General features: G+C 48.9%; 23 protein-coding genes. 11 read left to right on the plus strand and 12 right to left on the minus strand.

What is annotated here, in order from left to right:
- Positions 1 to 2: 2 nt before the first annotated feature.
- From ABEA14_RS00440 to ABEA14_RS00460, 5 genes are all read left to right on the plus strand, one after another.
- The gene (locus ABEA14_RS00440; RefSeq protein ID WP_345337756.1) at positions 3 to 3,134 is read left to right on the plus strand and encodes an efflux RND transporter permease subunit; all 3,132 of its coding nucleotides are present in this window, start codon (positions 3 to 5) and stop codon (positions 3,132 to 3,134) included.
- A 193-nt stretch (positions 3,135 to 3,327) separates the two neighbouring features.
- Positions 3,328 to 4,572, plus strand: coding sequence for an AAA family ATPase (locus ABEA14_RS00445; RefSeq protein ID WP_345337757.1), 1,245 nt, complete (start codon positions 3,328 to 3,330; stop codon positions 4,570 to 4,572).
- Between the two features lie 990 nt (positions 4,573 to 5,562).
- Positions 5,563 to 6,474 (plus strand): restriction endonuclease, encoded by a 912-nt coding sequence (locus ABEA14_RS00450; protein WP_345337758.1) that lies wholly within the window; start codon positions 5,563 to 5,565, stop codon positions 6,472 to 6,474.
- Between the two features lie 312 nt (positions 6,475 to 6,786).
- The gene (locus tag ABEA14_RS00455; protein WP_345337759.1) at positions 6,787 to 7,284 is read left to right on the plus strand and encodes a DUF3592 domain-containing protein; all 498 of its coding nucleotides are present in this window, start codon (positions 6,787 to 6,789) and stop codon (positions 7,282 to 7,284) included.
- A gap of 71 nt (positions 7,285 to 7,355) precedes the next feature.
- Positions 7,356 to 8,315 carry an MBL fold metallo-hydrolase gene (locus ABEA14_RS00460; protein WP_345337760.1) on the plus strand — a complete coding sequence of 320 codons (960 nt, stop codon included), beginning with the start codon at positions 7,356 to 7,358 and terminating at the stop codon, positions 8,313 to 8,315.
- 201 nt (positions 8,316 to 8,516) lie between these two features.
- On the opposite strand, the gene ABEA14_RS00465 is transcribed toward ABEA14_RS00460, so the two are convergent.
- A complete protein-coding gene (locus tag ABEA14_RS00465) occupies positions 8,517 to 8,828 on the minus strand; it encodes a hypothetical protein (RefSeq protein WP_345337761.1) in 312 nt (103 codons plus the stop codon).
- Complete coding sequence (locus tag ABEA14_RS00470) at positions 8,825 to 9,490, minus strand: hypothetical protein (protein ID WP_345337762.1); 666 nt, start codon at positions 9,488 to 9,490, stop codon at positions 8,825 to 8,827. The genes ABEA14_RS00465 and ABEA14_RS00470 overlap by 4 nt, the downstream gene beginning before the upstream one ends.
- Before the next feature lie 258 nt (positions 9,491 to 9,748).
- On the opposite strand from ABEA14_RS00470, the gene ABEA14_RS00475 reads away from it, so the two are divergent.
- A complete protein-coding gene (locus ABEA14_RS00475) occupies positions 9,749 to 10,045 on the plus strand; it encodes a Dabb family protein (protein WP_345337763.1) in 297 nt (98 codons plus the stop codon).
- 25 nt (positions 10,046 to 10,070) lie between these two features.
- Here the strand turns inward: ABEA14_RS00475 and ABEA14_RS00480 are convergent, their stop codons facing one another.
- The 4 genes from ABEA14_RS00480 to gloA form a co-directional block, all read right to left on the minus strand.
- Positions 10,071 to 10,994 (minus strand): diguanylate cyclase, encoded by a 924-nt coding sequence (locus ABEA14_RS00480; protein ID WP_345337764.1) that lies wholly within the window; start codon positions 10,992 to 10,994, stop codon positions 10,071 to 10,073.
- A gap of 100 nt (positions 10,995 to 11,094) precedes the next feature.
- On the minus strand, positions 11,095 to 12,006 hold the full coding sequence (locus ABEA14_RS00485) for a DMT family transporter (protein ID WP_345337765.1): 912 nt from the start codon (positions 12,004 to 12,006) through the stop codon (positions 11,095 to 11,097).
- Between the two features lie 131 nt (positions 12,007 to 12,137).
- Complete coding sequence (locus ABEA14_RS00490; protein WP_345337766.1) at positions 12,138 to 13,238, minus strand: alkene reductase; 1,101 nt, start codon at positions 13,236 to 13,238, stop codon at positions 12,138 to 12,140.
- A 12-nt stretch (positions 13,239 to 13,250) separates the two neighbouring features.
- Positions 13,251 to 13,637, minus strand: coding sequence for a lactoylglutathione lyase (gloA, locus tag ABEA14_RS00495; RefSeq protein ID WP_345337767.1), 387 nt, complete (start codon positions 13,635 to 13,637; stop codon positions 13,251 to 13,253).
- 417 nt (positions 13,638 to 14,054) lie between these two features.
- Here gloA and ABEA14_RS00500 point away from each other — a divergent pair, with 417 nt between their 5' ends.
- The gene (locus ABEA14_RS00500; protein ID WP_345337768.1) at positions 14,055 to 14,342 is read left to right on the plus strand and encodes a carboxymuconolactone decarboxylase family protein; all 288 of its coding nucleotides are present in this window, start codon (positions 14,055 to 14,057) and stop codon (positions 14,340 to 14,342) included.
- A gap of 47 nt (positions 14,343 to 14,389) precedes the next feature.
- Here ABEA14_RS00500 and ABEA14_RS00505 read toward each other — a convergent pair whose 3' ends face one another.
- The 5 genes from ABEA14_RS00505 to ABEA14_RS00525 all read right to left on the minus strand — a co-directional run bounded on the left by ABEA14_RS00505 (position 14,390) and on the right by ABEA14_RS00525 (position 19,672).
- Complete coding sequence (locus ABEA14_RS00505; protein WP_345337769.1) at positions 14,390 to 14,791, minus strand: hypothetical protein; 402 nt, start codon at positions 14,789 to 14,791, stop codon at positions 14,390 to 14,392.
- Positions 14,792 to 14,828: 37 nt separating this feature from the next.
- Entirely contained in the window at positions 14,829 to 16,118 is a 1,290-nt protein-coding gene (locus ABEA14_RS00510) for an ABC transporter substrate-binding protein (RefSeq protein WP_345337770.1), read from the minus strand.
- Between the two features lie 166 nt (positions 16,119 to 16,284).
- The gene (locus ABEA14_RS00515) at positions 16,285 to 17,643 is read right to left on the minus strand and encodes an ABC transporter substrate-binding protein (RefSeq protein WP_345337771.1); all 1,359 of its coding nucleotides are present in this window, start codon (positions 17,641 to 17,643) and stop codon (positions 16,285 to 16,287) included.
- Positions 17,640 to 18,140 carry a PaaI family thioesterase gene (locus ABEA14_RS00520; protein ID WP_345337772.1) on the minus strand — a complete coding sequence of 167 codons (501 nt, stop codon included), beginning with the start codon at positions 18,138 to 18,140 and terminating at the stop codon, positions 17,640 to 17,642. The genes ABEA14_RS00515 and ABEA14_RS00520 overlap by 4 nt, the downstream gene beginning before the upstream one ends.
- A 242-nt stretch (positions 18,141 to 18,382) precedes the next feature.
- Complete coding sequence (locus ABEA14_RS00525) at positions 18,383 to 19,672, minus strand: EAL domain-containing protein (RefSeq protein ID WP_345337773.1); 1,290 nt, start codon at positions 19,670 to 19,672, stop codon at positions 18,383 to 18,385.
- A 259-nt stretch (positions 19,673 to 19,931) separates the two neighbouring features.
- Between ABEA14_RS00525 and ABEA14_RS00530 the strand changes: the two genes are divergently transcribed.
- On the plus strand, positions 19,932 to 20,261 hold the full coding sequence (locus ABEA14_RS00530) for a DUF1904 domain-containing protein (RefSeq protein ID WP_345337774.1): 330 nt from the start codon (positions 19,932 to 19,934) through the stop codon (positions 20,259 to 20,261).
- Positions 20,262 to 20,563: 302 nt separating this feature from the next.
- On the opposite strand, the gene ABEA14_RS00535 is transcribed toward ABEA14_RS00530, so the two are convergent.
- Entirely contained in the window at positions 20,564 to 21,007 is a 444-nt protein-coding gene (locus ABEA14_RS00535) for a hypothetical protein (protein WP_345337775.1), read from the minus strand.
- A 365-nt stretch (positions 21,008 to 21,372) separates the two neighbouring features.
- Between ABEA14_RS00535 and ABEA14_RS00540 the strand changes: the two genes are divergently transcribed.
- Genes ABEA14_RS00540 through ABEA14_RS00550 form a run of 3 tightly spaced genes read left to right on the plus strand, consistent with a single transcriptional unit; the run spans position 21,373 to position 24,902 of the window.
- A complete protein-coding gene (locus ABEA14_RS00540; RefSeq protein WP_345337776.1) occupies positions 21,373 to 22,569 on the plus strand; it encodes a thiamine pyrophosphate-dependent dehydrogenase E1 component subunit alpha in 1,197 nt (398 codons plus the stop codon).
- A 2-nt stretch (positions 22,570 to 22,571) separates the two neighbouring features.
- Complete coding sequence (locus ABEA14_RS00545) at positions 22,572 to 23,546, plus strand: alpha-ketoacid dehydrogenase subunit beta (protein WP_345337777.1); 975 nt, start codon at positions 22,572 to 22,574, stop codon at positions 23,544 to 23,546.
- 45 nt (positions 23,547 to 23,591) lie between these two features.
- Entirely contained in the window at positions 23,592 to 24,902 is a 1,311-nt protein-coding gene (locus tag ABEA14_RS00550; RefSeq protein WP_345337778.1) for a 2-oxo acid dehydrogenase subunit E2, read from the plus strand.
- Positions 24,903 to 24,919: the final 17 nt, after the last annotated feature.

Here is a 24,919-nt window from a genome sequence, read left to right on the forward strand (position 1 = left end):
AGATGTTAGAGAAGATTATCTCCGCGTCGCTGCGTCAGCGCGCCATGGTGCTGGTAATTTCCCTTATCGTCGCGCTGCTGGGTTATCAGGCGATGCGTTCAACGCCGCTGGATGCCTTGCCCGTTCTGTCCGATGTTCAGGTGATCATAAAAACCTCCTATCCCGGCCAGCCACCGGAGTTTGTAGAAGACCAGATCACCTATCCGCTTTCCTCCGCCATGTTGGCCGTACCCGGTGCTCGCACCGTGCGTGGTTTCTCCATGTTTGGCGACTCCTACGTTTATGTGATTTTCGAAGACGGCACAGATATCTACTGGGCACGCAGCCGGGTGTTGGAGTACCTGTCACAGATTCAAAGCCGTTTGCCTCAGGGCGTCACACCCTCATTAGGGCCGGATGCCTCCGGTGTTGGTTGGGTGTATCAATATGCACTGGTGGATAAAACCGGCAGCCATGATCTGGCTCAGCTGCGCTCGCTGCAGGACTGGTACCTCAAGCTGGAGCTGCAAAGTGTCGAAGGGGTGGCAGAAGTGGCTACAGTCGGTGGCATGGAGCGTGCCTATCAGATCGTGGTCGACCCACACAAACTGGCGCTGTATCAGCTCGACCTAAAAGCAGTTAACGGCGCGCTGCAAAGTGCCAATGCTTCGGTAGGCGGCTCAGTGGTTGAAATGGCCGAAGCCGAGTACATGGTGCGTTCCGATGGTTATCGTCAGACCCTGGCTGACTTTGCCGAGATCCCGTTGGGTATTTTGTCTGAATCCGGCAGCCCAGTACTGATGAAAGATGTGGCGGATATCCGAATAGGCCCAGCGGCACGCCGTGGCATTGCCGAGCTGGATGGCAAAGGCGAAGTGGTCGGCGGCATTGTGGTGATGCGTTATGGCGAAAATGCACTGGATACCATTGCTCGGGTGAAAGCCAAGCTGGAAGAACTTGCCCCCGGTTTGCCCGAAGGTGTCGAAGTGGTTGATACCTATGATCGTTCACAATTAATCCTGAACTCAGTCGATAACCTCACCAACAAGGTGATCGAAGAGATGGCCGTGGTGGCGTTGGTGTGCCTGCTGTTTCTGCTGCATGCTCGCTCAACCTTGGTAGCCGTGATCACACTGCCGCTGTCGATTCTTGCCAGCTTTATTGTGATGCAGTGGATGGGCGTAAACGCCAATATTATGAGCCTGGGCGGTATCGCCATCGCCATTGGAGCCGTGGTGGATGCAGCCATTGTGATGGTCGAAAACGCCCATAAACATCTGGAGCATTACCGGGAACAACATGGTCAACCAGCCACGGGCGAGGCCCATTGGTGGATTGTTAAGGAATCCTCGATAGAAGTGGGCCCGGCGCTGTTTTTCAGCCTGCTTATTATCACCCTGAGTTTTATTCCGGTGTTTGCACTGGAAGCGCAGGAAGGGCGACTGTTTCATCCGCTGGCCTACACCAAAACTTTTGCCATGGCAGCATCGGCGATATTGGCGGTGACGCTAATCCCCGTGCTTATCGGCTATCTGGTGCGCGGCAAGATCCCATCCGAGCATAAAAACCCGCTAAGCCGACTGTTGATCGCCATCTACAAACCGCTGCTGAAAGTCGTGCTGCGTTTTCCCAAGCTGACTTTGCTGGTTGCACTACTGGCGCTGGCCAGCGCTTGGTATCCCATCAGCCGTATGGGCAGCGAATTTATGCCGGAACTGGAAGAGGGCGATTTGCTCTATATGCCCACCACGTTGCCTTCACTTAGTGCCGGTAAAGCCGCCGAGCTACTGCAACAGACAGATCGACTGATCAAATCTGTGCCGGAAGTAGCGCGGGTGTTTGGCAAAGTCGGCCGTGCTGATACCGCCACCGATCCTGCGCCACTGACGATGTTGGAAACCACCATCATGCTGAAGCCGCGCAGCGAGTGGCGTGCAGGCATGACCATGGAAGGAATAATCGACGAGCTGCAGAAAACGGTAAAAGTACCGGGTATGACCAATGCCTGGGTACAGCCGATTAAAACCCGCATCGATATGCTCTCTACCGGTGTCAGAACTCCGGTGGGCGTCAAAATCAGCGGCGATAATGTCGAGCAGCTGGAACAAATAGGCGAGCAGCTTGAAGCGATACTCGCGCCACTGCCCGGCACGCTGTCAGCATTTGCCCAGCGCAGCGGTGGTGGTCGTTATATCGATATCGCCCCCAATCTTTCTGCCGCCGCTCGTTACGGTATGACTCTGAGCGATATTCAGGACGTGGTAAAGATGGCGATTGGCGGCATGACGGTCTCTGAGTCGATTCAGGGTCAGGAACGTTATCCCATCAACATCCGCTACCCAAGAGCGCTGCGAGACAATATCGAACAGCTGCAACGGCTACCGGTAATGACCAAAACCGGAAAATATGTGCCACTGATGAACCTGGCGGATATCTCCATCAGCGATGGCCCACCCATGCTGACCAGCGAAAATGGCCGCCTGATCAGTTGGGTATTTGTCGATATTCAGGGGATCTCGGTAGGAGATTACATAGCGCAGGCCAGAGAGGCGATGGACCAAGAGCTGGAGCTGCCCGCGCGCTATTCAGTTAGCTTTGCTGGCCAGTATGAATATATGGAGCGAGTTGAAGCCAGAATGCAGCTAGTGGTACCGCTTGCCATCGCGGTGATCTTCCTGCTGCTGATGATGACCTTCAACTCCATGACCCAGGCCGCTGTCATTATGCTTAGCCTGCCATTTGCGCTGGTAGGCAGCGCCTGGTTCCTGCACTACCTGGATTACAACCTGTCTGTTGCTGTTGCCGTAGGCATGATCGCCCTCGCTGGTGTCGCCGCCGAATTTGGCGTCGTGATGCAGGTGTACCTTAATAACTGTATCAAACAACGAACAACCAAAGGCACGCTTCTCCGCGAAGCCGACCTCAAAGCCGCCCTTATCGATGGTGCCGTTATGCGTATCCGGCCCAAAGTGATGACAGTGGCCACTATCTTCTTTGGCCTGCTACCCATTATGTTTGGTAGCGGCTCAGGTAACGAAGTGATGCAGAAGATCGCCGCCCCCATGGTAGGCGGTATGGTCACCGCACCGCTGTTGTCGTTGTTTGTTATCCCCGCGGTGTATTTACTGATTTATCGGGGTAGGTTGGATAGGTAGACATATGAATTTATTCGAATAAATAGATGTCTTCTGTTGCATCCCACAGGGAAATTGTGGAAATTGGTTTGTAGTGTACAGCTGTTGACTGATGGCCTGTTTTTATGGACATAGATCTCGTTTGCCGGGGCAAGACGCGCTTACTACTTAGCGGTAGCTGTAAAAATTCTCTAGAAATTGAAATGGAGTATGAATGAATAAGAGAAAAGAAATAAATCAAGTATTTACACCTAGAAAAAGCGATGTAAATACTGAAATGTATGTGCAAAGACCGGTTCACGAAAAAAGTTTGTCTAGAGCTCTAAAACGAGATTCTCATACATTGGTTTTTGGTGAAAGTGGAAACGGAAAATCATGGCTATACAAGAAAGTTCTTGATGCGTTAGGTATTAAATACGTTGTTGCAAACTGTGCCAATGCATCAAGAATTGGCTCCATAACACAAGAGATTTGCAAAGCAATTATAAGTCCTGGAACAGTTAATAAACTTGGGTTTAGCGAAGAAAAAGCGGCTGAGATTAATGCATGCTTTGCAAAAGGTGCTGCCAAACATACGGGGAACTATGAAATAGAAGGTGACGAACCTTTGTTGAGGGCTTTTAAAATATTTAATGACATTGATTCTTCTAAAAAAATAGTTGTTCTTGATAATCTTGAATCTATATTTTCATCAACCAGTTTAATGAGTGAGTTAGCTGATATTATCATATTGCTAGATGATTCTAGATATTCCGATTGCAATGTAAATATTTTAATTGTAGGCATACCAAACGGTGTTCTCCAATATTTTAGTCAAACTAAAAATGTAGAATCGGTTGCGAATAGAATCTTAGAGATTCAGAAAGTCGATGGTCTAGACTCAGGGCAAGTTATGGAGGTAGTTAAGAAAGGCTTTACGCAGCTTCATATAGCAATTACTGGAAATACTCTAATTTCTCTAGCTGATCATGTTCATGATGTTACCCTTGGAATCGCTCAACGAGTTCATGAATACTGTGAAGCATTAGCGTACGAAATTGAAGAAAATAATTGGATTTACGATAAAAGCTTATTAAATGCTGCTGATCTGCAATGGCTTATGCAAGGGTTGCGTCAATGTTATCAAGTTGTTGAGAGCCACCTTAATAGTCGGGCTACTGCTGTTGCAAGAAGAAATCAAGTTATCTATTGCCTCGCAAAAATTACTGCCCATCAATTTGAATCATCTGATATCGATGCGTTAATACGCAAAGAGTTTCCAACAACAGTCCCTGCAACCAATATGGGATTGGGGTCGATACTTACAGATCTATCTAGTGGTGACACTCCGCTGATTGTAAAAAATGATAAGGCAAATACATATAGTATTAAAGATCCCCGATACTTGATGTGTATAAAAATAATGCTTTATAAGGACTCTTCTGCAGAGCAAGTGGTGAAGAAGAAATTTTCCCGTTAAAATAGTTAACATATGCATCTTTTTGTATAGGTTTCTGCTTAGATTTAGATTAGCTGATATGAAGAATTTAAGCTCATGGAAGTGAAAGTGATTCAGTTATATTGCTAGGGGTTTTAGGAAGTGTTGCTTCACTCGTATCACTTCTAATATCAGCGCAAAACCTTAAATCGAGAATAATTAATGCTGCATATGGTTTTTAATCGTAGTTGTTTTGTCTCAGCCTTTAAATTTAATCAATATAAGGTTGAAGAACTCGCTATAACCGAAAGAAAATTGTGAATTTTTCAATCGGGGATTGAGAGTTTTTACTCAATAAAGGTGGGAGCTCAAGCGATCTTGGAATCAAGAGGTTATTATACTTCCTCGAGTGATATTGGATGCGGCAGAGGCTTCATTTAGACTTCGTTTGCATTTTTATAAATGCGTGAATCTTCATTCCCATAGTCATATTTAATCGCAGAATATTTAATTCTTGATGGACTAAGATTTGCATATTCAGCGGTCTATACCGGTGATGAAAGATATAATGAAGAATAAAGATTGTACGAAGGTGAACTTACGATGAACGAGTTGTTAGTCAGTATCGCGGCAGGAAAATAAGTGCTGGGGCGACCACACAACACTGAATGCCTTGCTTGTGCAAATGACGACATAAACAAAAGCTACAGGGGCTTGCTTCATAAACTACGCAAAAGTGACTGGTAGTCAGCTGTAACTTCCTGATAAGTTTGTTGATAGAACGAATGTTAGTGGGGATGGTGCCGTAGAGCGTGACGGTGTCATCTTTGATTGAACTCAACGCAACATCCGTGGTTTCTTTGTGAACATCTAAGCCGATGCAAAGTGTGCTAGCGTTATACATGTCGACTTCCCGTGCTGTTATGACTTGTCATCTAACAGTGTGGCTCTGGTTTGGCTAACCCACGATAAAAGCGGGAGGTCGGCACCATCGCAGGGAGTCATGATGTGTAGCTGTAGAAAAGGATACCAATGAGCTTTCCTTCAGATATCAAAAGTGGAATGCGGGATTGCATTCTCAAAATATTTTGGCCAAAGGATCATATCGTTCAGTTCTTCGTCGACAATGGCTGTACGAATGCAGATATTAGGGTGCTGGGCGCTCATAAAGAACTTGCAAGATACAAGATTGTAGATTGCATGTTTGCTCATTTAGCTGCAAAGCCGGATGGTGGTCTCGGGCCTTTTCGCTCAATGCTAAAATCCTTAGTCGGGTGGTCTTCCTTTGATCCATATTATTTCGATAATTTGAAAAAGCTCAATCGAGCTGACGCTGAGCGTTCGATTACCCACCTTAAGCAACTGCAAGAAATTAGAGACCATAGAATCCAAGAAGAGCGTAAGACACGTGCAGCCAAGGAGGCCGCTTCACAAAACCCTAAACAAACAATTAGTGAGCTTAAAGAAAAGTACATCGCGCTTATCCAGGGGAGTTCGCCATCAGCGCGTCGAGGGTATGAATTAGAAAACGTACTTCAAGAACTTGGAAAGCTGTCAAACTTGGAAGTAACGGAGCCTTATCGAGTCAATGGCGAGCAAATTGATGGAGCTATAAAATTTGAAGGAGAGCATTATCTGGTCGAGGCGAAATGGCAAGATAAAGCATCCGCAAATGAACCCGTATACCAATTTGTTGGCAAGATTGAAGGAAAGTTTTACGGCAGAGGAATTTTTATCTCCGTAAACGGCTTCAGCGATAATGTGGTTACTTCTCTTGTTCATGGCAAAGCCATAAAGACCATCTTTGTCGATGGTGAAGATCTGATGATGGTTCTAGAAGGGTTCCAGTCATTTTCCGAAATGCTCGATAAAAAGGTCAAAGCGGCGCAGACAAGGGGAGAGGTTTACATACATGCTGTAAGCGGAAAAACTAAAATCAGCTAACAATCGCAGACAAGTAGGCGTCTTTTTTGTTCGGCCTGCCACTTTAGTACAAAGCCGCGGTTGCGAAGGGCTTAATATGTATGGGACATGGAGTGGCTAATAAAACATATCCTAAGAATACCGGGTGGGAAAACGTCGAATATCGATTCGAACTTATCGAAACAGGTGATCGTGCCATAAAGATGATTACCTCTCGGGCGAACGGGTTGAGTGCCCAAAGGTAATCTCTGCTACAAAACCTACAGTTGTTATGTTCAGACATATAAAAATCAAATTAACCAAAGCACTGTAGTTGATCCAAGGCACTAAACAATGACGCTAACCGACTACCTCGAAAACATGTGGAAGCTGGCCATGCAGGGCGAACTGCAGGGGATCTGGTTCTGGGCGGCGGTCTATTGCCTGCTGGTCTGCAGTTATTCCATTGTGTTTCAGTTGCGCACCCGTCGCTGGCCTTCGGTAAAGGGTAAATTGATTGAAGTTGGGCTGAGTAAGTTTGGTGCGGATTCAGTGAGGGCAGAGCAGGACTATATTGCGGAGGCTTTGTACTCCTATACCGTTGATGATGTCAGTTACACTGGCTCCAAAGTCTCTCCCTGGATCTTTGTGACCAGCCATAACGCCCGATTTATTCTGCAAAAGCAGATGCGTGCGATCCAAACTTATCCGGATGGCGGGGTAAAAGTGTTCTACAACCCCCGAAATCCAAAGAAGTCTTTGCTCATAGTGGCGGGCAAAGTCGGCCTCGTGGTGACATTGCTAATCGCAACACTGCCGATGATCCTGTATTACTCTCGTTTTTACGGTTAGCCTGTATAACTTGTTTACTAGAGCTGCGGTCTGACGCCCTTGTCCAATCTTTTCTCCACTCTGGTTTGTAAATGAAGAAACTGATTGTTGGGTTGGCTTTCTCTTTTTGTATTTCACTCTCTGTGTGTATTGAAGTCTCAACCAGTGCAATGGCAGAGACTCTCTCTGCCTATTCTCCTCAAACTTCATCCGACACAAATCCTAAAGTCTCGCCCCAAATCTCGCCCAAAACCCCGCCGCAAATCATGCCCAAAATGACAGCCAGGAATGGTTATGTTGAGCCATTTAAGATGTTTGATAATGTCTACTACGTTGGTGACAAATGGGTCTCTTCCTATGCGGTAGTGACGTCCAGCGGATTGGTGCTGATAGACACCCTCGAGTTCCCATTCAGCCAATGGATACCCGTAAACCTGAAAAAGCTGGGGTTAGCGGATAAATCGGTGACCCACCTGATTGTGACGCACGGTCACACCGACCATGTTGGCGGTGCTGCATACTTGCAGAACTTATATGGTGCTGACGTGATTATCACCGAGAAAGGGCAAAAGTTGGCCATTGCCCAAGCCGCCAAAAGCAAAGGTGAAAGCAAGTTTTTACCACCAAACCCGAAGTCATTTGTTCAGGACAGTTCCAGCCTGATGGTGGGTTACACCGAGTTTAAGTTCTATATCACGCCAGGGCATACCGCAGGGGACCTGTCTGTTGATTTTATGGTGAAGGACAGGGGCAAAGAATACCGGGCATTTGTAGTGGGTGGTCATAGCCCTAACTTGCAGAACGCCAGTCTGGCTGCGGCGTTTAAAACCAGCATGGCGCGAATCAAAGCTTTGGCTGGGCAAAGCCCTGAGGTCACCGTTAACTTGGCCAACCATCCCCATAAAAACAATCTGTTTAAAAACAGGGATAGAACCAGTTTGCAGGCGGGTGACGATGCTGCGGTAAACCCTTTTGTTGATCAGGCCGATTTCTATCGGTTTATTCAGCAGCAGGAATCGTTGGCCGTTGAGACTGAAATCAAGTCGAACTGATGGGAAGAGGGTCCGATGCGATAGCCTGTGGAAAACTGTATACAAATAAATTGCAGCACCAACCCCTTTACCTAAACACGAAATGATCGCCTCGAACACTATAAATGGCTTATGGGCTATTTGTTGTACAAGCAAAGCCAGTGAAGTATGTCGAAATCCATCGCTTCGGTAGCTTACTCCAGCCCATATAGACTTTCACATTCAAAAATACATGCCACGGTCAGTTCCCAATCTCTCATCTCGAAACCTGTAACGCTTCGCGAGATAGACAGAGAGAGTAACCGGGACAAAACCCAGAATCATTGAAGCAATTTTGAGTTCATCACTACGAATACCTGCTTCTCTGATAACCAGTATCGACAAACTCAAAATACATAGATAGAACCCCACAAGGATCCCTGCAAGTGCTTTGCCCGTTGGTTTGTCTCCCTGTCGATATGTTCTGAAAAGAGAGGCGCAGTTACCATGTAAAACAACCAAGCTTATAAAGTAAGCAATTGCCCACATAATCATTCCAAATCCTTAACTGTTAGCAATCCTCTACGCAACAGTTCTGCGCGAGCTTGTTTCATATCAGCGTCACTCATACCTTTCATGACACTAGCGAGAATAGTTACAACTATGAAATATCTGGCAGCTGTGTTTACGCCAGATTTAGTAATTTTTAATCCTGTTTGTTTTGCAACTTGAGGGGCTGTTTGTTTGACCATTCCTGCACCAGAAACATCGGCTATCCAACCTTTTAAGCCCGTTGTAGACACGCCAAAGATCAGTGCCGCAATCCAGCTTGCCTCTAGCTTAGGATCAATGGTGAAGAACCAAGAGTTAATGAGATCACTCACAGTTTTGTTGGAATCAAAGAATTCTCTTAATTCTTTGTCTGACAAGCACCACTTGTTCCAGTTGGGATTGGCAACGTTTTGAGCTAAGAGTACTTGAATTGCCCCTAAAAACTTTTCGTTACCAAGACTTTTAGCTAATGGCAGAACTTTGTTTTGCTCAAAACGGCTAAGTTGGCGATACAACAGAACGCCTGTCAGAACAGGTAACACCTTGTCCTTGTTGCTTCTAATAAAAGGGTAGTGCTGATCTAGCTTCATCAGCTTGGAAAGGTAGATAACAGGCTCTTGAGCCGCATCTTCAAGTTTGTAATTTCGAGATCCAAAAACGCTCATTTCAACACTCCATGTCGATTATTTACTTAATGCGCTCTGTAACCTACTACAAGCATTTGTAGGTCACAAATCTAACAGGCGTAAACATGTGGTAGCGCAAAAAATGAGCTGTTAGGTGCCATGCTTTTGTAAATACTAATATTTATTGGATTCTTCCAGCGAATGCTGGCGACTGCATTGCAGCATCAACCCCTTGTTTTTTGTGGCGGGTCTCGGTTAGTTTCGAGTTGTTCAGAAAAACAGGTTTTGGGATAAAAGATGATCCGCCATATTTTGCTTATCAAGTTTAAACAAGATGCTGAGCCTGCCGGGATAGAAAAGCTTAAAGGTCTGTTTGAAGCTATACCCGACAAGATTGAAGGGGTGGTGTCAGTGGAGTGGGGTGTTAACGATAGCCCCGAGCATAAAAACCAGGGTTTTACCCATTCTGTATTTATGACTTTTTCCGATGAGGCGGGGCGTCAGCAGTATTTTCCGCATCCAGCCCATGATGCGTTGAAAGTGGTATTCAGGCCTTTGCTGGAAGATATTTTGGTGTTTGATTATCAGGTGTAGAGCCTGTCGTTAGATGAACTGCTGTTTATGCCTTATAAGCCGTAACCCGATTCCTTCCCTGATGTTTTGACTCATACAGGGCTTCATCTGCCTGCTGGTATAAATCCTCAAACTCGGCATCACAGCCAAGTGTGCTGACCCCCACTGAGACACTTAATTTGATTTGCTGACCCTGATACTCAAACTCGGTCGCGGCGATAGCTTCGCGGGTTCGGTTGGCGATCATCACGGCTTCTTTCTGATTGGTATTGCTGAGGAATACGCCAAACTCTTCACCGCCTATGCGGCCGAGGATGTCGTAGGGGCGGATCGCGCCTTTAATTAGTGACGCCACGTGTTGCAGCACTTCATCTCCGGCTTGGTGGCCATAGGTATCATTCACGTTTTTAAAGAAGTCTAAATCGAACAACAGCAGGGTCATGGATACGCCGGTACGTCGGCAGCGGCTGAGTTCGCTTTTGACCGATTCGACCAACGCGCGGCGGTTGCCTACCTGAGTCAGCTCATCGGTGAGCGCGGCGGCTTTCAGGTTGGAGACGTTTTTTTGTAGTGATTCCTCAATCACTTTCTGCGAGGTGATTTCTTTAATCTGCATCAGCAGCTCTTGTTTGGCGTTGGTTTGCTCTGAGAACAGAAACCAACGGCCATCGAAATAATCAACTTCAAACAGGCGGTAGGGGCGGGAGCGGCGGACCTTGCTGGTGTAGGCAATAAACTGCTCAATATCACCGCTGTCAACGCGTACGCCTCGACGGTTTGCGAAGTTAGTTCTGAGGATCTGCTCCCAGTGCAGTGGCGTTTTGGTTTTGCGGTCGAGGCTGAATAGGTCGGCAAAACTGGGGTTGCAATAGATAAGGTATTCGTTGCTATCGAATATGGCGTAACCATCTCGTGTCATCTCCAAAAACTCTTGCAGACGATTCTGAATGTCATCACATACGTCGAACATGGTAGGGCCTACGTGAACACTCCTTTGCTAGTAACTATAGTGTTCAGGCGGGTGGTTGGCTAAGCGGGTAAAGCTTGTTAGCCGTTTGTTAGCTGGCGGTCTAGCAGTTTTGAACGCGCTTGTTTTGTGCTGCGCTTCGCCGCCTGTACAGCACCAGTGACGACAGTATCACCAGCCCACCTACCACCTTTTGCAGATGAAACGCTTCGCCCAGCAGGCTCAGGCTGATGGCCAGTGTCCATAGCGGCTCCAGAATCATAATCAGTGAGGCGGTCTCTATCTTCACCGATGATTGGCCTAGCGTCTGCACCAGATAGCGTAAAACCGTCGCGCCGACAATTGAGATCGCAAACCAGAACAGTACGGCATTCGACAGTTCAAACTGTGTGAGCGCAAAGCTGACATTTTCTGAACCGGAGATAGCATTGAGTTGGGCATTGAACTGAGCAAAGAGCAGGCCGCTAATCCCCACCACGGTTAGCTGGATGCAGATAGATAGCAAGGTAGGCACGGAGGCGGTCAGACGTTTGTTCAGTACAAAATGCGCAGACAGCAGCACTGATGCCGCTAAGAATCCCAATTGGCTTTGTTCCAGTGTCCAGCCGTCGGTGAGGGTCAGCAACATCATGCCGACAATGGCGACGGGCAGGGCGATCCAGTAGGGCTTGTTTGGCCTTTCCCGAAACAGCATCCAGGCTGTGAGCGGTGCCAGGATCACTGCCAGACTCATAATGAACGCGCCTTCCGACAATGAGCTGGTTCTGGATACCGCGTATACCCACACCTGGAGGGCAATCGACAGGATCACTCCGACACTAACCAGATACGCAAACTGTCGTCTATCGAGGGTGTTGAACTGCTTGTAACAGCTGGGAAGCAGTAATAGTCCGGCAATAAGAAAACGGCTGCCGATAAACAGATCGCCAGGCATCTCGGCGACCACCATTTTCGAGGCTCCCCAGCCGAGTGCTGCGAGCAGGGTGGTCAAAACAAGATAGATTTCACCGCGCATAAATATACCTTGGGTGAGCCATTATCAGGAGCCTTCGAAGCATCGCTGACACCTAAAAACCAAAAATGAGGTACCCCGATAAGGGATACCTCTTATGTTTTGGTTCAGCACTGTTTTAGGCCTATTAAAAACTAGGCCTTTTGATAAAACGGATAGTCGGTCAGACCTTTCTCCGCGCCGCCAAACAGTGTGTCTGGATCGTGAGGTGCCAGCGGGTAGCTGTTTCTAATCCGAGCCGGCAGATCAGGGTTGGCGATAAATGGGCGACCAAAACCGATCATGTCGGCATAGCCATCGTTAATCGCCTCTACCGCTTTGTCACTGTCGTAACGGCCAGCGTAAATAAGAACACCCTTGTAGGCTTCGCGTACCGCTTGTTTAAACGCCACTGGTGTATCTGGGGCATCGTCCCAGTCAACTTCTGCGATATGTACGTAAACCACATTCAGTTTGTTTAACAGGGCTGCCGCTGCTGTGTAGGTTTCTACCGGTGTCTTATCGATGGTGCCGTTTAGTGAAGTAAATGGTGCCAAGCGCACACCGACCCGCTCTGCGCCGATAGCATCCACCATGGCTGCCACCACTTCGCCCATAAAACGCAGACGGTTTTCGATAGAGCCGCCATATTCGTCTGTACGATGGTTGGCTTCTGAATCGATAAACTGGTTAATCAGGTAACCGTTGGCTGCGTGTAGTTCGATACCGTCAAAACCTGCTTCAACCGCGTTCAGTGCTGCCTGGCGGTACTGTTCAATCACGTCGGCGATGTCCTGCTTGGTCATCTCACGTGGTTCAACCACGTCAACAAAGCCAGGGGCATTGCTGCCATCATCGATAAACACTTTCACGTTTTCCGCTTTCAGCGCTGACGATGAGATTGGCTGCTGACCACCGATGTTTGCCGGGTGGGTGACACGGCCTACGTGCCAGACCTGCGCAAAGATAACGCCGCCTTTTTCGTGCACGGCGTCAGTGACTTTTTTCCAGCCTGCGATCTGTTCGTCGGTATAGATACCTGGCGTCCAGGCATAGCCCTGACCCATCTCTGAGATCTGGGTGCCTTCGGCGACGATTAAGCCTGCTGATGCACGCTGGGCATAGTATTCCGCCATCATCTCGTTGGCTGCGTTGCCCGGCTGGCTGGCGCGTGAGCGGGTCATCGGTGGCATTACGATGCGGTTGTTCAGTGTCAGTTTGCCTAGCTGGATTGAATCAAATAATACGTTGCTCATCTTTGGATTCTCCTACTTGCTCAGCTGGACCAGTTCGATTGGGTAGCCATCTGGGTCTTTCACAAAAGCGATATGTGTGGTGCCACCTTTCAGTGGGCCTGGCTCACGGGTGATGTTGCCACCCAGTGCCTGGATCTTGTCGCAGGCAGCGTAGATATCATCCACGCCCAGCGCGAGGTGACCAAAAGCGGTACCCATCTCATATTCGTGGGTATCCCAGTTGTAAGTCAGCTCGATAGTGGCGCCGTCAGCCTGATGTTCATAACCGACAAATACCAGGGTGTAGCGGTAGTCAGGATTCTCCATTCTATCCAGTACACGCATACCAAGGACCTTGGTATAAAACTCGATGGACTTGTCCAGATCGGTAACGCGGATCATCGTGTGCAAAAATTTCATGGTTATTCCTGTCTAACTGCGCCTTTCAACATTTTTGATAAACGTTATTCGGTGGACGTTTGCTGGTTGAGTTCGGCGACTGATGGTTCATCTGTTTTGAAACTGAGGGAAATATACGCGGGAACTGTTTATTCAAAAAATTATCATTGATTATGCATACAATAATCATTTGTTATGGATGATATTTGCCTCTCTTGCGCGCCTCTCTTTCTCGCCTGCTTACGCCACTCTGGCGCCATAAGCTGGGCGCAAACGATATCGAAACATGCGTGTAATTAGTTCGCTGGCGAACGCCGTTTTTTTGACCTGAGAACAGGGGCTTGGACCTGTTTCATGTAGCATTTGGTTGGCAAGGGAGTATTTACCCCCAGTAAAAAGAACGTTGTGAAGTTCGGTATCGATTATCAAGGAACAGCTATGTTAGGGAAGCATCAAAAGCCTTATGAAAATTTCTATCACTCCACCCATGAAAATGAACATTTAGACAGCAAAACCGAGCTGTTGGTGGGGTTGGCTGCGGCGATGGCGATGAACTGTTTGCCATGTACCCGCTACTACCTGACACAGGCGAAGAGGGCGGGCATTACCAAAGGTGAGATCTCGGATGTGACCGCTAAGGTGATGGCGGTGGCGGCAGGTCAGAAAAAGCTGCAGATGCAGGAAGTGCTGGAAAAGTATCAGATAGATCTGGATACATTCGAGTGACGCCTTGGGGGATTTTAATCCCCCGTTCTGACTGGCGCGCGGCAGCCTTAGTCAAATACAAATGGGCAGCCGCCATATTCGTTAAAAGCATCATCCCAACGGCGAACATCGTTAGCGCGACGCCAGCGACTATGGAAGAACTCCATCAGGCAGTTGCCTTGGTCCAGTTCAATCAGCAGTTTGTCGAACTCTTTCACTTTGTCGTATTCAGGATATTCTCGGCTCTTTCCCCAAGTGAGTCCGCCGTTGGCTTCTGCGTATCGTAGCCAAAAGGTTTCTATATCCACCCATTCGGCTTTGCTTTCATCCCAGGCGACAAGACTACCTGCAGACGTTTGCCTGACTTCACCGCTAGCAGGGGCGCCTGTGTCTGCCGCTTTGCCAGACGGGTCTGCGCTGCAGGCGCTGGAAGCCAGAATCAATAAAATCATCACTATAAATCTTTGCATAGCAGTTCTCCGGGTGCTGCAATTCAACATACGGTGGTTAATCTAAATCCAAATCTGAGTCATCATTGAGATAGACATCTTGTCGCAGCTTTTCGAGAGTTTTTAGCGTCCTATCTATATCGCCACTTTTTAGGAATTGGGCAAAGATGGGCAAGGCTTTTTTCTCAAAGGCGGGTACGGTATCGCGGTCAAAATACTGAGAAACGCCTGCCGCCAAACTAAGAAGCGCGGCGCCTTGCTGAGTGAAATAGTCAATGCCTGGTTTAGATTCACGATGCGGTGGAAGATAACCTAGCATGTTGTTTAGTTGCTCCTGTACCTCTGCCCGGGCCATAAAACGAATAAACATTTTGGCTTGCGGAATGTGGCGTGCTCTTTTTGGGATCATCATGATCTCCGTAGGTGCAACTTCATAATGAGGAATGGCTTCGATTTTTGGAAAGGGCAGAAAGGAGATGTCGCCACCCATTTCGGCATTAAATTTGGTGGTGACAAAGCTGCCTATCAGCACGAAGCCGACCTTTTCTCTGTAGAGTTTTGGCACCACCTGGTCCCAGCTGAGTGATGCGTGGTCATCGTTGAAAAAGCCTCGCACAACCATCTTTTTCCAGTGAACCAACACTTGCCTGACTCTGTCGTCGGTAAATGGAACATCACCAGCGAGTAGTTGCTGGTGAAAGTGGAGGCCGTTGACTCTCAGATTTAAATAGTCAAACCAAGCAGCGGCTGGCCATTGGTTTTTATTGCCAAGACCGACTGGTGCTATTCCGTCTTTACGCAGGGCATCGGCGATATCAATAAACTCACGCCATGTGCCAGGCGGCTGACCATATTGCTCAATCAACTCGGGGCGATAATAGAGTCCCCAATGGTAGTAGGATATAGGTAAACCATAAACTTCTTCCCCAATACTAACCCCCGATTTAACGTGTCCAAGCGATGCATCCAACGAAAGCTCCTGCCAGATATCTGTGATAGGCAAAATGGCGTCGTTGTTTACATGCACAAATAGCCGTTGCGAAGCCTGCCACAGCATCACATCGGGCGTGTCATTGCTGGCATAGAGCCATACGGGAAGTTTGCGTTTGTACTCTCTGTCAGTTCTTGCTTCTACCTTAATGCCTATGCCTGTTTCGTCGGTGAATCTGGCGAATATCTCATGGTAGAGTTCGCGCTGGTTGGGCGTGACTAGAATAGCTACTGTGATGGTGGGTTGCGTCTGAGCAAAGGCTTTTGGCACTGTGCCGAAAATAAAAAGGACTCCGAGCAGCAGTAACGTTAGCGGGGTTGTTAGCCGTTTTGCTAGAGGTAAGTGGGGATGACACATCGTTGCCTGCCATCGCAGACAAGAATAAATCGATTTAAAAAGCAGCTCGCTAACTCGCGACATAATAATGCGTTCATCCCTCTGGCAAATCAGTGCTGTGATTCCGGCACAGTATGCAAAAAGTAGCATGTCTTCATGAACTTCGCTTTATCAGAAGTTCTGGATGTCAGGGTATCTGGAGCTGTGGTTCACTCAGATAGACTTCTTGCCGCGCTTGTTCCAGGGCAGTGATGGCGACGTTCAGGTTTGGGTTTTGCAGAAAGCTGGCGAAGATGGGCAGCGCTCTTTTTTCGAAAGTCGGTACTGCGTCTCGGTCGAAGTATTGTGATACGCCGGCTGCATTACCCAGTAGTGCGGCACCCTCTTCAACAAAAAGGTCCTGACCAGCTTTGGCACCCAGATGAGGCGGCAGGTAGCCGAGTAATTGGTTTAACTCCTGTTGAATGTCTGCTCTTGCCATAAAGCGAATAAACTTTTTCGCTCCGATGATGTTTTTGGCTTTTTTAGGGATCATTATCAGGTCGGTTGGCGCCACTTCATATCTGGGGATCGCCGCTATCTTGGGAAAGGGCAGAAACGCGATTTCATTGCGGTTAGCCTCGTTGAGCTTGGAGTTAATAAAGTTCGCCATCAGGGTAAAGCCAACCTTTTCTCGATAGAGCTCCGGTACGACCTGATCCCAATCGATAAGAGCATGATTTTCATTGAACAGACCTGCATCGATCATCTTTTTCCAGGTCGTCAAAACTTCACGGACCTTTGGGTGAGAAAATGGGAGATCGCCTGCTAGCAACGCCTGATGAAACGCCAGACCATTAATTCTTAAGTCCAGATAGTCAAACCATGCAGCCGCTGGCCAGAGGTTTTTATTCCCTAAGCCTATGGGAACAATGCCATCACGCTTTAGCGCCTCGCATATAGCAGTAAACTCAGGCCAGGTTTGTGGCGGCTTGCCATATTTCTCAATCAGGGCCGGGTTGTAGTAGAGGCCCCAGTGATAATAGGAGGTGGGTAGTCCGTAGATCTCTCCCTGCCAGCTTACGCCAGAATTGATATGGCCCAGCGCAGCCTCCAACTCCATGGATTGCCAGATATCAGTGATAGGCAATATCACGCCGTTTTTTGCGTGGGCAAACAGGCGCTGTGATGCTTGCCATTGCAGCACATCGGGGCTGTCTATATCGGTGTAGAGCCACATAGGTAGCCACCGTTTATATTCGCTATCCGATTTGGGGACGATTTTCACCGATATGCCGGTTTCCTCGGAGAACCTTGAGAACACGCGATAGTAGGGTGGTCGTTGATTCGGCGTGACCAGAATGGCAACGCTGATTTCATTCTGGCTGGCTGAACTTACCAAAGGATCGAGCGTATCCGATGAACTGATGGCATGGGATGACCATGCAAGGCTGAAAGCAGCGAGAACATGTAGCAGACGTAACAGCAGGCTGAAAGACCGAGCGCCATACCGGTGAGTCTGCCAGTCATTCAGTGCGGTTTGGCACGACAGCTGCGTATCCCTCATTCGATCCTGCTACTGCTTTCCAGCCAGCTTTCAGGCACTTTTATGGCCACGACTGACGCCGTTGCGCAGAGAGTCCGGTCATGTTGGTCAACGCTATAGAGTTTGCACTCAATGATCCGTTTTTTGCCTGAGGTTTCCGTGACCTTTGCGATTAACTGTACGGGCGTCGCGATAGGTGCTGGAGCCAGATAACGGACGTTCAGCTCCCCCGTAACACACCAATGCACAGGGCCTTCGCCAATATGCTGGTTATTTTCTCGGTAGCAGTCAGCAATGCTGGTGCAGATGGCATGGCAATCAATCAGGGTTGAGATAATACCGCCATTCAGATAGCCCTTAGGGCCCGCAGAGTGGTGAGGTAAGGCGGAAAAGTTACAGATACTTGTGCAGTCATCTTGCCAATAACTTTTGATCTGTAGCCCTTGTGCGTTATTGGGACCACAGCCAAAGCAGTGGTTGTGAGGGATCTGATCCTGAAATGCTACCTGCGTTTCCATATACGACTCTGACGACATCATTTCCACCTAGCTTAGCAGGCGAGTGTTGTCTTTGCCGGGGCGGCCATCTCAGCCGTGACAGGCGCTAAAGGGTGGTCGAGTGCTGATTTGTGCAATCTGGTGGCAAGTAGAAACTAAAACGACCGAAAGCGGGGGCCATCGGTCGTTTTAGTTATCGCTGCAAGGAAGAAAGTGTTCCTGCTCGGCGAAGTCACTGTTGCCTGAGGAAAAGCTTCAGTCTGCTAGCCATTACTCACGTTGAATTGCGAAACATGGCTGCGGCTGGTCTCAGCAAACAGCGCAGTATCTTCTGCTTTCACATCTACCAGCAGTACCTCTTCCGGGGTCAGGAAGATGCCGAAGGTTTTACACAACTGCAGTGTATTGGTGTCACGGTAAATAGGAGATACCACCATGCGTTGTTGTTTAATCTGTTTTAGAGCGACCAGTGTTGGGAAGTAGGGGCGATGGCTCCAGTTATAACCTAACGAACCTGGATTGGCCTCGATGCCGTGATCAGTGACTTCAAAGTTGGCTGACCTCTGAGTACCGCCGCCGTCACACAGGTAATAGCGGATAACGCCCAGCTCTTTGAGCTTGGAGAGCTCGATGCTATCTGGCCTGTTCGCCATCACGCTGCTGCGCAGGCGGTAGACCATGTCTTTGACCTGAATGTTATGCAACATGGCATCTGAGAGTCTTACAGTCTTTCTGGCCAGGTAAGATTTACGTAACTGGTTGACTCTTTCCAGACAGGCGTTTTTCGGCAGCAAGCCCGGTGCTGCTGCTTCAAAGAGCCAGCCCTGCATGTAATGTGCACCGCATTCGAGGCCAAAATGGAACTCCTGCTCTGTTTCGACACCCTCACAAACAATCTCGCTACCGGCCTTTTGTGCCAGCGAGGTGACTGAGAGCAGGGCATCGCCATGGCTGCCGCCGAGGGTACCCTGTTTAAACAGCTTCATATCCAGCTTGATGATATCCGGGTCTAACTCCAGTACGCGGTCTAATTGAGATGCCCCGGCGCCAAAGTCGTCGATGGCGATCTTCAGACCTGCCTTGTGGTATTCGTTTACCAAACGCTTCAGGCCCTGAATATCGGCTCCATGCTCAGTGATCTCCATAACCACCCTGCTTGGATCGATGTCGAGCGAGTCGAGCATCTTCAATGTCATGCTGCTGTGGGAGCCGGGGATCTGTTGCAGCCAATCAGGAGAGATATTCAGCGAGATAAACCCGGCATCTTTTTGTTCTGCAAATCGCTCAAGGGCTTGCTTGCGAAGTGCACGGTCGATGCAAAGCTTGTCTGGGAAGCTGATCATCTTATCGTTGAAAATCGCACCTGCACTGACCATTTCGCCGTCTTTATTTCGCGTTCTGGCGAGCGCTTCATAACCCGCGATCTGTCCGCTGGCAACATGAATCAGTGGCTGATACCAAGGGAAGTAAGCGTCAGGGTTAAGGCCAATAGCAACAGGTTTTTGGGGACTATTATTTTGTTCAGAATTCAATGGTACTGCTGGGTGGGCCATATTGAATCACTCCTGTTAGTTAAGCATCACCAATTCCGTGGCGTACGCGACGAGACACATCGGATTAGTAGCAATGCCTGTGCCAAACAGGATCTCTGTGGGCCTTGTTTAATTTTCATTGGAAATTGTGACTCGTGGTACAGTTCGGCCTACCTCCAAATCGATTTACCCTTATAAAGAGTGCGCGAAATTGATACATCTGCACCACAATTGCGCGCCGCTTCTGAGGGATTGTTAATGACTTGTAAAGGATAGTTGGATGCCACATTTACGTTTTCGAGGCGTTGAGCAGTCTCGCCTGAAAGAGATCAGTAAGGGCTTGGTGGATGAGCTGTCCGAATTGCTCGAAAGCGGTCGAGACCATTTTACGCTTGAGTGTATCGAGTCGGCATTTGTGTTTGATGGCGCCAATGTTAAACCGGAGCCGATGATAGAAGTGTTATGGTTTCCACGGCCACAGGACACGCAGGACAAATTTGCCAACATAGTGACCCAGGCACTTAAACAGGCCGGCGAAACACAGGAGATTGCTGTGTTCTTTGTGACGCTCACACCAAGTGCCTACTACGATGAAGGGCAGCATTACTAGGGTCTGTTGACCTTTGCTGTTTGTTTTTGCAGCAATATGCTGGGGATTTAGGCGAGGCAGAGGCTGTGAAGTTGAGTGGCCCTCAATAAACAGCCGATAACGAAGCAAAAATTCCCAACAAATGCTGCCCGAAGGGTTCGTTGAAACACGTTCTGCGCTGCGTCATTCGCTACTTTCTTAGATCGTCGCTAAGTTACGTAGCTCACTTCTTGCTCAAAACGTGTTTCATTCGAACAAAATCCATACACTAAAGGTCAACAGACCCTAAGTGTTAAACAACCCACACCGTTAATATATTTTTACTAGTGCATTATTGGTGTTTGCTGTTTTGACTTGCCGTGCTGTTGTTGCCTCTGTTTGGTTGGTTCAGCACGCAAGTTACCCAATTGATAGCAGCAGGATTTCAGGTGCTGCCACTCCTCACCATCTGCAAGTAACACAAAGTGTTCCCCGCGCAGGGTTTTGAGCTGAATCGCCACCGTGGTTTGGCGTTGAAACAAGGCTATATATAAAGCCAGAGGCAAACCAAACAGTGTCATGGCGAGGAATAGGGCAAGGTAAAGTTGACGTTGCGTTCGTCTCACATCTTTTGCAATCAGTTCGGCGTTTGCAATGTCTTCTGGAATACGAATTCTGCGATGGCACAGGAAGCCGTCGCTAATTTCTATCGCAGTCGTTTCTTTAGGAAGTTGCCTGTGTGTCAAATGACTGGACAGGCCGGTAAAGTCACCCGATACAATATTCATAGGCGTCCCAGCCGTTTCTTCTTCTCGGTTTAAGTATGGTCAAAAACCTTAGTTTCAGCGAGCCGTATTAGCAAAATTCGCGCTGTTAGTTTTCGTTCGTATTTATACCTATTTTGTCTTTAGCGGCGTTGCTGCTTAACAGCTTTTTCTTAGCTTCGCCATCCCTGGCTATTGGTTGGTTACTGACCAATACAGGTTGTAAATTGAGCATTACAACCTCGCTTTGTCCCGTCCCAGACCTTTCACATGACACCTGAGTCTAATGCTTTACATTTACGTAAAGGTAAAGTTTGGCGCAGATCAAACAGCTAACTGGCGCCGTGGCGAGCAGATGATGACGCTCTCGGCCCGACGAAGGAGAAGCAATGACAGAGGTTGGCTATAAGAACGCAACGCGAACACCACAGGTGCGCTTTGTTGAAAATGAATCCCTTGCCATACCCATGTTCAGTGTTTTGGGGCAGGAGGGTGAAGTAGATGATTCCGCAGATTTATCGGCGGTAGACCCTGAACAAGCACTGAATATCTACAAAGCGATGTGTTTCACCCGTGTATTGGACGAGCGCATGGTGGCGGCGCAGCGTCAGGGCCGGATCAGTTTTTATCTGACTTCGACTGGCGAGGAGGCGGCCAGTGTTGCCAGTGCCGCAGCCTTGGCTGACACCGATATGATCATGGCGCAGTACCGTGAGCAGGGCGCGCTTGCCTATCGCGGTTTCAGTGCTGAGCAGTTTATGAATCAGTTGTTCAGCAATGAGCTGGACTTGGGCAAAGGCCGTCAGATGCCGGTGCATTATGGCAGCCATAAGCTCAACTACATGACGGTCAGCTCGCCATTAGCCACCCAGATCCCACAGGCGGTAGGGTATGCCTATGGCCAGAAGCAGGCAGGTGAGGGCGCCATTACCCTTTGTTACTTCGGTGAAGGGGCTGCCTCGGAGGGGGATTTTCATGCCGCTCTGAACTTTGCTGCGGTGTTGGATGCTCCGGTTATCTTTTTCTGTCGCAACAACGGCTATGCCATCTCGACCCCCGCGGAGGAGCAATATGCCGGTGATGGTATTGCTGCCCGTGGCATTGGTTATGGTCTGAAAACAATACGGGTTGACGGTAATGACGCGCTGGCTGTGTATCTGGCGACAAAGGAAGCGCGCGATATCTGTTTGTCTATCAACAAACCTGTGCTGATTGAAGCGATGAGCTATCGCCTGGGTGCACACTCCACTTCTGATGACCCGTCAGGTTATCGCTCCAAGGACGAAGAGCAGAAGTGGCGTCAGTTTGACCCTATTGAACGACTCCGCCACTGGCTGTTTGCACAAAAGCTTTCAGGACAAGCGCTCTGGGATGAAGTGCAGGATAAGGCGTTGGATGAAAGCCTGCGTGCCGAAGTGCTTGCGGCAATGAAAGCAGCCGAGCAGGTGCCTAAACCTAGGCTTAGAGAGCTGGTCACCGATGTTTACGACACGCCTACCTTAGAACTTCAACGCCAGCAGGAAGCGCTGGAACAACACTTGGCTCAGTATCCAGAGCACTACCCGAAAACAGCAGGGAGAGTATAACCATGCAGTTGAACCTGCTTCAGGCGATTAATCAGGCGCTGGATATTGCCATGGCTGGCAATGACAAGGTGATCTGCTTTGGTGAAGACGTGGGACATTTTGGTGGCGTGTTTAGGGCTACCAGCGGCTTGCAGGAGAAGTTTGGCAGAGCACGCTGCTTTAATACTCCACTGTGCGAACAGGGCATTATTGGTTTCGCTAATGGTCTGGCGGCTCAGGGCAGTGTGCCTGTGGCAGAGATTCAGTTTGGTGATTACATCTTTCCCGCTTTTGACCAGATCGTAAATGAGTCGGCCAAATTCCGTTATCGCTCCGGTAACGAGTTTAATGTCGGCGGACTGACCATCCGAACCCCTTATGGTGGTGGTATTGCCGGTGGTTTGTATCACTCTCAATCGCCGGAAGCCTATTTCACCCACACCCCAGGTTTGAAGGTGGTGGTACCCCGTAATCCTTATCAGGCCAAAGGCTTGTTGCTTGCGGCGATAAGGGACCCTAATCCTGTGCTGTTCCTTGAGCCCAAGAAGATCTATCGCGCTTCGGTAGGAGAAGTGTCTGAGGGTGATTACGAGTTACCGCTGGGCAAGGCGGAAGTGGTGCAGGAGGGCACAGATGTCACCCTGCTGGCTTGGGGGGCACAGATGGAAGCGATTGAGAAAGCTGCCGAGCTGGCCAAAGCAGACGGCATCAGTTGTGAGCTGATCGATCTGCGCAGCCTGCTACCGTGGGATGCAGACACGGTATGTGAGTCGGTGCTTAAGACGGGCAGGTTGGTGATTAACCACGAAGCGCCGCGCACCTGTGGTTTTGGTGCCGAGATTGTCTCCACAGTGCAGGAGCGTTGTTTCTTATACCTGGAGTCACCCATAACCCGTGTTACCGGTTTGGATACACCGTTCCCGCTGGTACACGAAGCGGAATATATGCCGGATCACCTCAAAACCTATGAGGCGATCAAACGAGTCATGAACTTTTAACAGCCTGTGATTTAGGGCCAATAACTAAATATAGAAGGAGTGCCCATGCTGAAGGATTTTGTACTGCCAGACTTAGGCGAAGGCATTGTTGAGTGTGAGCTGGTTGAATGGCTGGTAAAGGAAGGTGATTCCGTGGTTGAGGACCAGCCCATAGCCGATGTGATGACAGACAAAGCCCTGGTTCAGATCCCCGCCGTGCATCCGGGCACGATCACCAAGCTTTACTACAAAGTGGGTGAATTAGCCCGGGTTGGTGCGCCGCTATTTTCGATAGAGATGGTTTCTAATGAAATAGCCTCAAGCGATACGGCACAAGAAGTCGTATTGGAATCAGCCGCGGATTCTCAAACCGTCGCAGTTGAAACAGCACCAGCAGCAAATGAACCCGTCGGCAAGAACTTTGACGATGGCGGCCCCGACAACAATCTCGAACACCATCCCAATCACAGCGAACACCATGAACGCGCCATTGCCAGCCCGGCAGTCAGAAGACTGGCTAGAGAGATGGGTGTGGATATTCGACAGGTGCATGGTTCCGGCGATAAAGGGCGCGTCTATAAAGAGGACTTGTACTCATTTAGCCAAGCCGGTTCGGTACAGGCGGTGCCCGGTGAACTAGCCCGAACGATGAACCTGGGCCAAGGCGAAAGCAGCCACCGCGAGCCTCTTCGCGGTGTACAGGCGGCGATGGCCAAGCAGATGCAACGCTCGGTGCAAACCATCCCACACTTCACCATGTGTGAGCAGTTGGATGTAACAGAACTGGTCAAGATAAAACGCTTGCTTAATGAGCAATCTGCAGGCGCTGAGATCCCGCGCCTGACCCTGATGCCCTTTATGATCAAGGCGGTGTCGATTGCATTAGGCGAGTTCCCCATTCTCAACAGCCACCTTGATGAGAGTGCTGGTGAAATTGAGTTTTACCACCATCACCATATTGGCTTTGCTATCGACACACCTCAAGGGTTGTTGGTACCCGTGGTTAAACATGTGGAGACCTCGTCTATTGTGTCAATTGCGCATCAGATGGATGAGCTGATGTCGGCAGCCAGAGCTGGGCGACTGAGCCGTTCGCAGCTAAGTGGCGGTACCTTTACCCTCTCTAACGTAGGCGCGATTGGTGGTACGGTGGCAACGCCCATCATCAATTACCCGGAGTCAGCCATCATGGCATTGGGCCGCGTACAGCGGCTGCCCAGATTTGCCGACGACGGCAATGTGGAAGCCCGTGATATTGCCGATATCAGTTGGTCGGCAGATCATCGTATTATTGATGGCGCGACCATGGCCAAGTTCAGCAATCGTTTCTGCCAACTCTTGTCGCAACCTGCTAATTTGTTGATTAATCTGAAGTAAGAATTACAGACCCTAGT

Origin of the sequence: Corallincola platygyrae (assembly GCF_039544265.1) — a bacterium.
In the GTDB taxonomy this organism is placed as follows: domain Bacteria; phylum Pseudomonadota; class Gammaproteobacteria; order Enterobacterales; family Neiellaceae; genus Corallincola; species Corallincola platygyrae.

Bases quoted from the DNA above. Each gene is read 5' to 3' on its own strand.
- ABEA14_RS00540 (WP_345337776.1), top strand. From the start codon at position 21,373: ATGACAGAGGTTGGCTATAAGAACGCAACGCGAACACCACAGGTGCGC.
- ABEA14_RS00500 (WP_345337768.1), top strand. From the start codon at position 14,055: ATGTTAGGGAAGCATCAAAAGCCTTATGAAAATTTCTATCACTCCACC.
- ABEA14_RS00550 (WP_345337778.1), top strand. From the start codon at position 23,592: ATGCTGAAGGATTTTGTACTGCCAGACTTAGGCGAAGGCATTGTTGAG.
- ABEA14_RS00525 (WP_345337773.1), bottom strand. From the start codon at position 19,672: ATGGCCCACCCAGCAGTACCATTGAATTCTGAACAAAATAATAGTCCC.
- gloA (WP_345337767.1), bottom strand. From the start codon at position 13,637: ATGAAATTTTTGCACACGATGATCCGCGTTACCGATCTGGACAAGTCC.
- ABEA14_RS00460 (WP_345337760.1), top strand. From the start codon at position 7,356: ATGAAGAAACTGATTGTTGGGTTGGCTTTCTCTTTTTGTATTTCACTC.
- ABEA14_RS00545 (WP_345337777.1), top strand. From the start codon at position 22,572: ATGCAGTTGAACCTGCTTCAGGCGATTAATCAGGCGCTGGATATTGCC.
- ABEA14_RS00530 (WP_345337774.1), top strand. From the start codon at position 19,932: ATGCCACATTTACGTTTTCGAGGCGTTGAGCAGTCTCGCCTGAAAGAG.
- ABEA14_RS00515 (WP_345337771.1), bottom strand. From the start codon at position 17,643: ATGAGGGATACGCAGCTGTCGTGCCAAACCGCACTGAATGACTGGCAG.
- ABEA14_RS00450 (WP_345337758.1), top strand. From the start codon at position 5,563: ATGAGCTTTCCTTCAGATATCAAAAGTGGAATGCGGGATTGCATTCTC.
- ABEA14_RS00440 (WP_345337756.1), top strand. From the start codon at position 3: ATGTTAGAGAAGATTATCTCCGCGTCGCTGCGTCAGCGCGCCATGGTG.
- ABEA14_RS00475 (WP_345337763.1), top strand. From the start codon at position 9,749: ATGATCCGCCATATTTTGCTTATCAAGTTTAAACAAGATGCTGAGCCT.
- ABEA14_RS00505 (WP_345337769.1), bottom strand. From the start codon at position 14,791: ATGCAAAGATTTATAGTGATGATTTTATTGATTCTGGCTTCCAGCGCC.
- ABEA14_RS00520 (WP_345337772.1), bottom strand. From the start codon at position 18,140: ATGGAAACGCAGGTAGCATTTCAGGATCAGATCCCTCACAACCACTGC.
- ABEA14_RS00455 (WP_345337759.1), top strand. From the start codon at position 6,787: ATGACGCTAACCGACTACCTCGAAAACATGTGGAAGCTGGCCATGCAG.
- ABEA14_RS00485 (WP_345337765.1), bottom strand. From the start codon at position 12,006: ATGCGCGGTGAAATCTATCTTGTTTTGACCACCCTGCTCGCAGCACTC.
- ABEA14_RS00470 (WP_345337762.1), bottom strand. From the start codon at position 9,490: ATGAGCGTTTTTGGATCTCGAAATTACAAACTTGAAGATGCGGCTCAA.
- ABEA14_RS00445 (WP_345337757.1), top strand. From the start codon at position 3,328: ATGAATAAGAGAAAAGAAATAAATCAAGTATTTACACCTAGAAAAAGC.
- ABEA14_RS00490 (WP_345337766.1), bottom strand. From the start codon at position 13,238: ATGAGCAACGTATTATTTGATTCAATCCAGCTAGGCAAACTGACACTG.
- ABEA14_RS00465 (WP_345337761.1), bottom strand. From the start codon at position 8,828: ATGATTATGTGGGCAATTGCTTACTTTATAAGCTTGGTTGTTTTACAT.
- ABEA14_RS00510 (WP_345337770.1), bottom strand. From the start codon at position 16,118: ATGTGTCATCCCCACTTACCTCTAGCAAAACGGCTAACAACCCCGCTA.
- ABEA14_RS00480 (WP_345337764.1), bottom strand. From the start codon at position 10,994: ATGTTCGACGTATGTGATGACATTCAGAATCGTCTGCAAGAGTTTTTG.
- ABEA14_RS00535 (WP_345337775.1), bottom strand. From the start codon at position 21,007: ATGAATATTGTATCGGGTGACTTTACCGGCCTGTCCAGTCATTTGACA.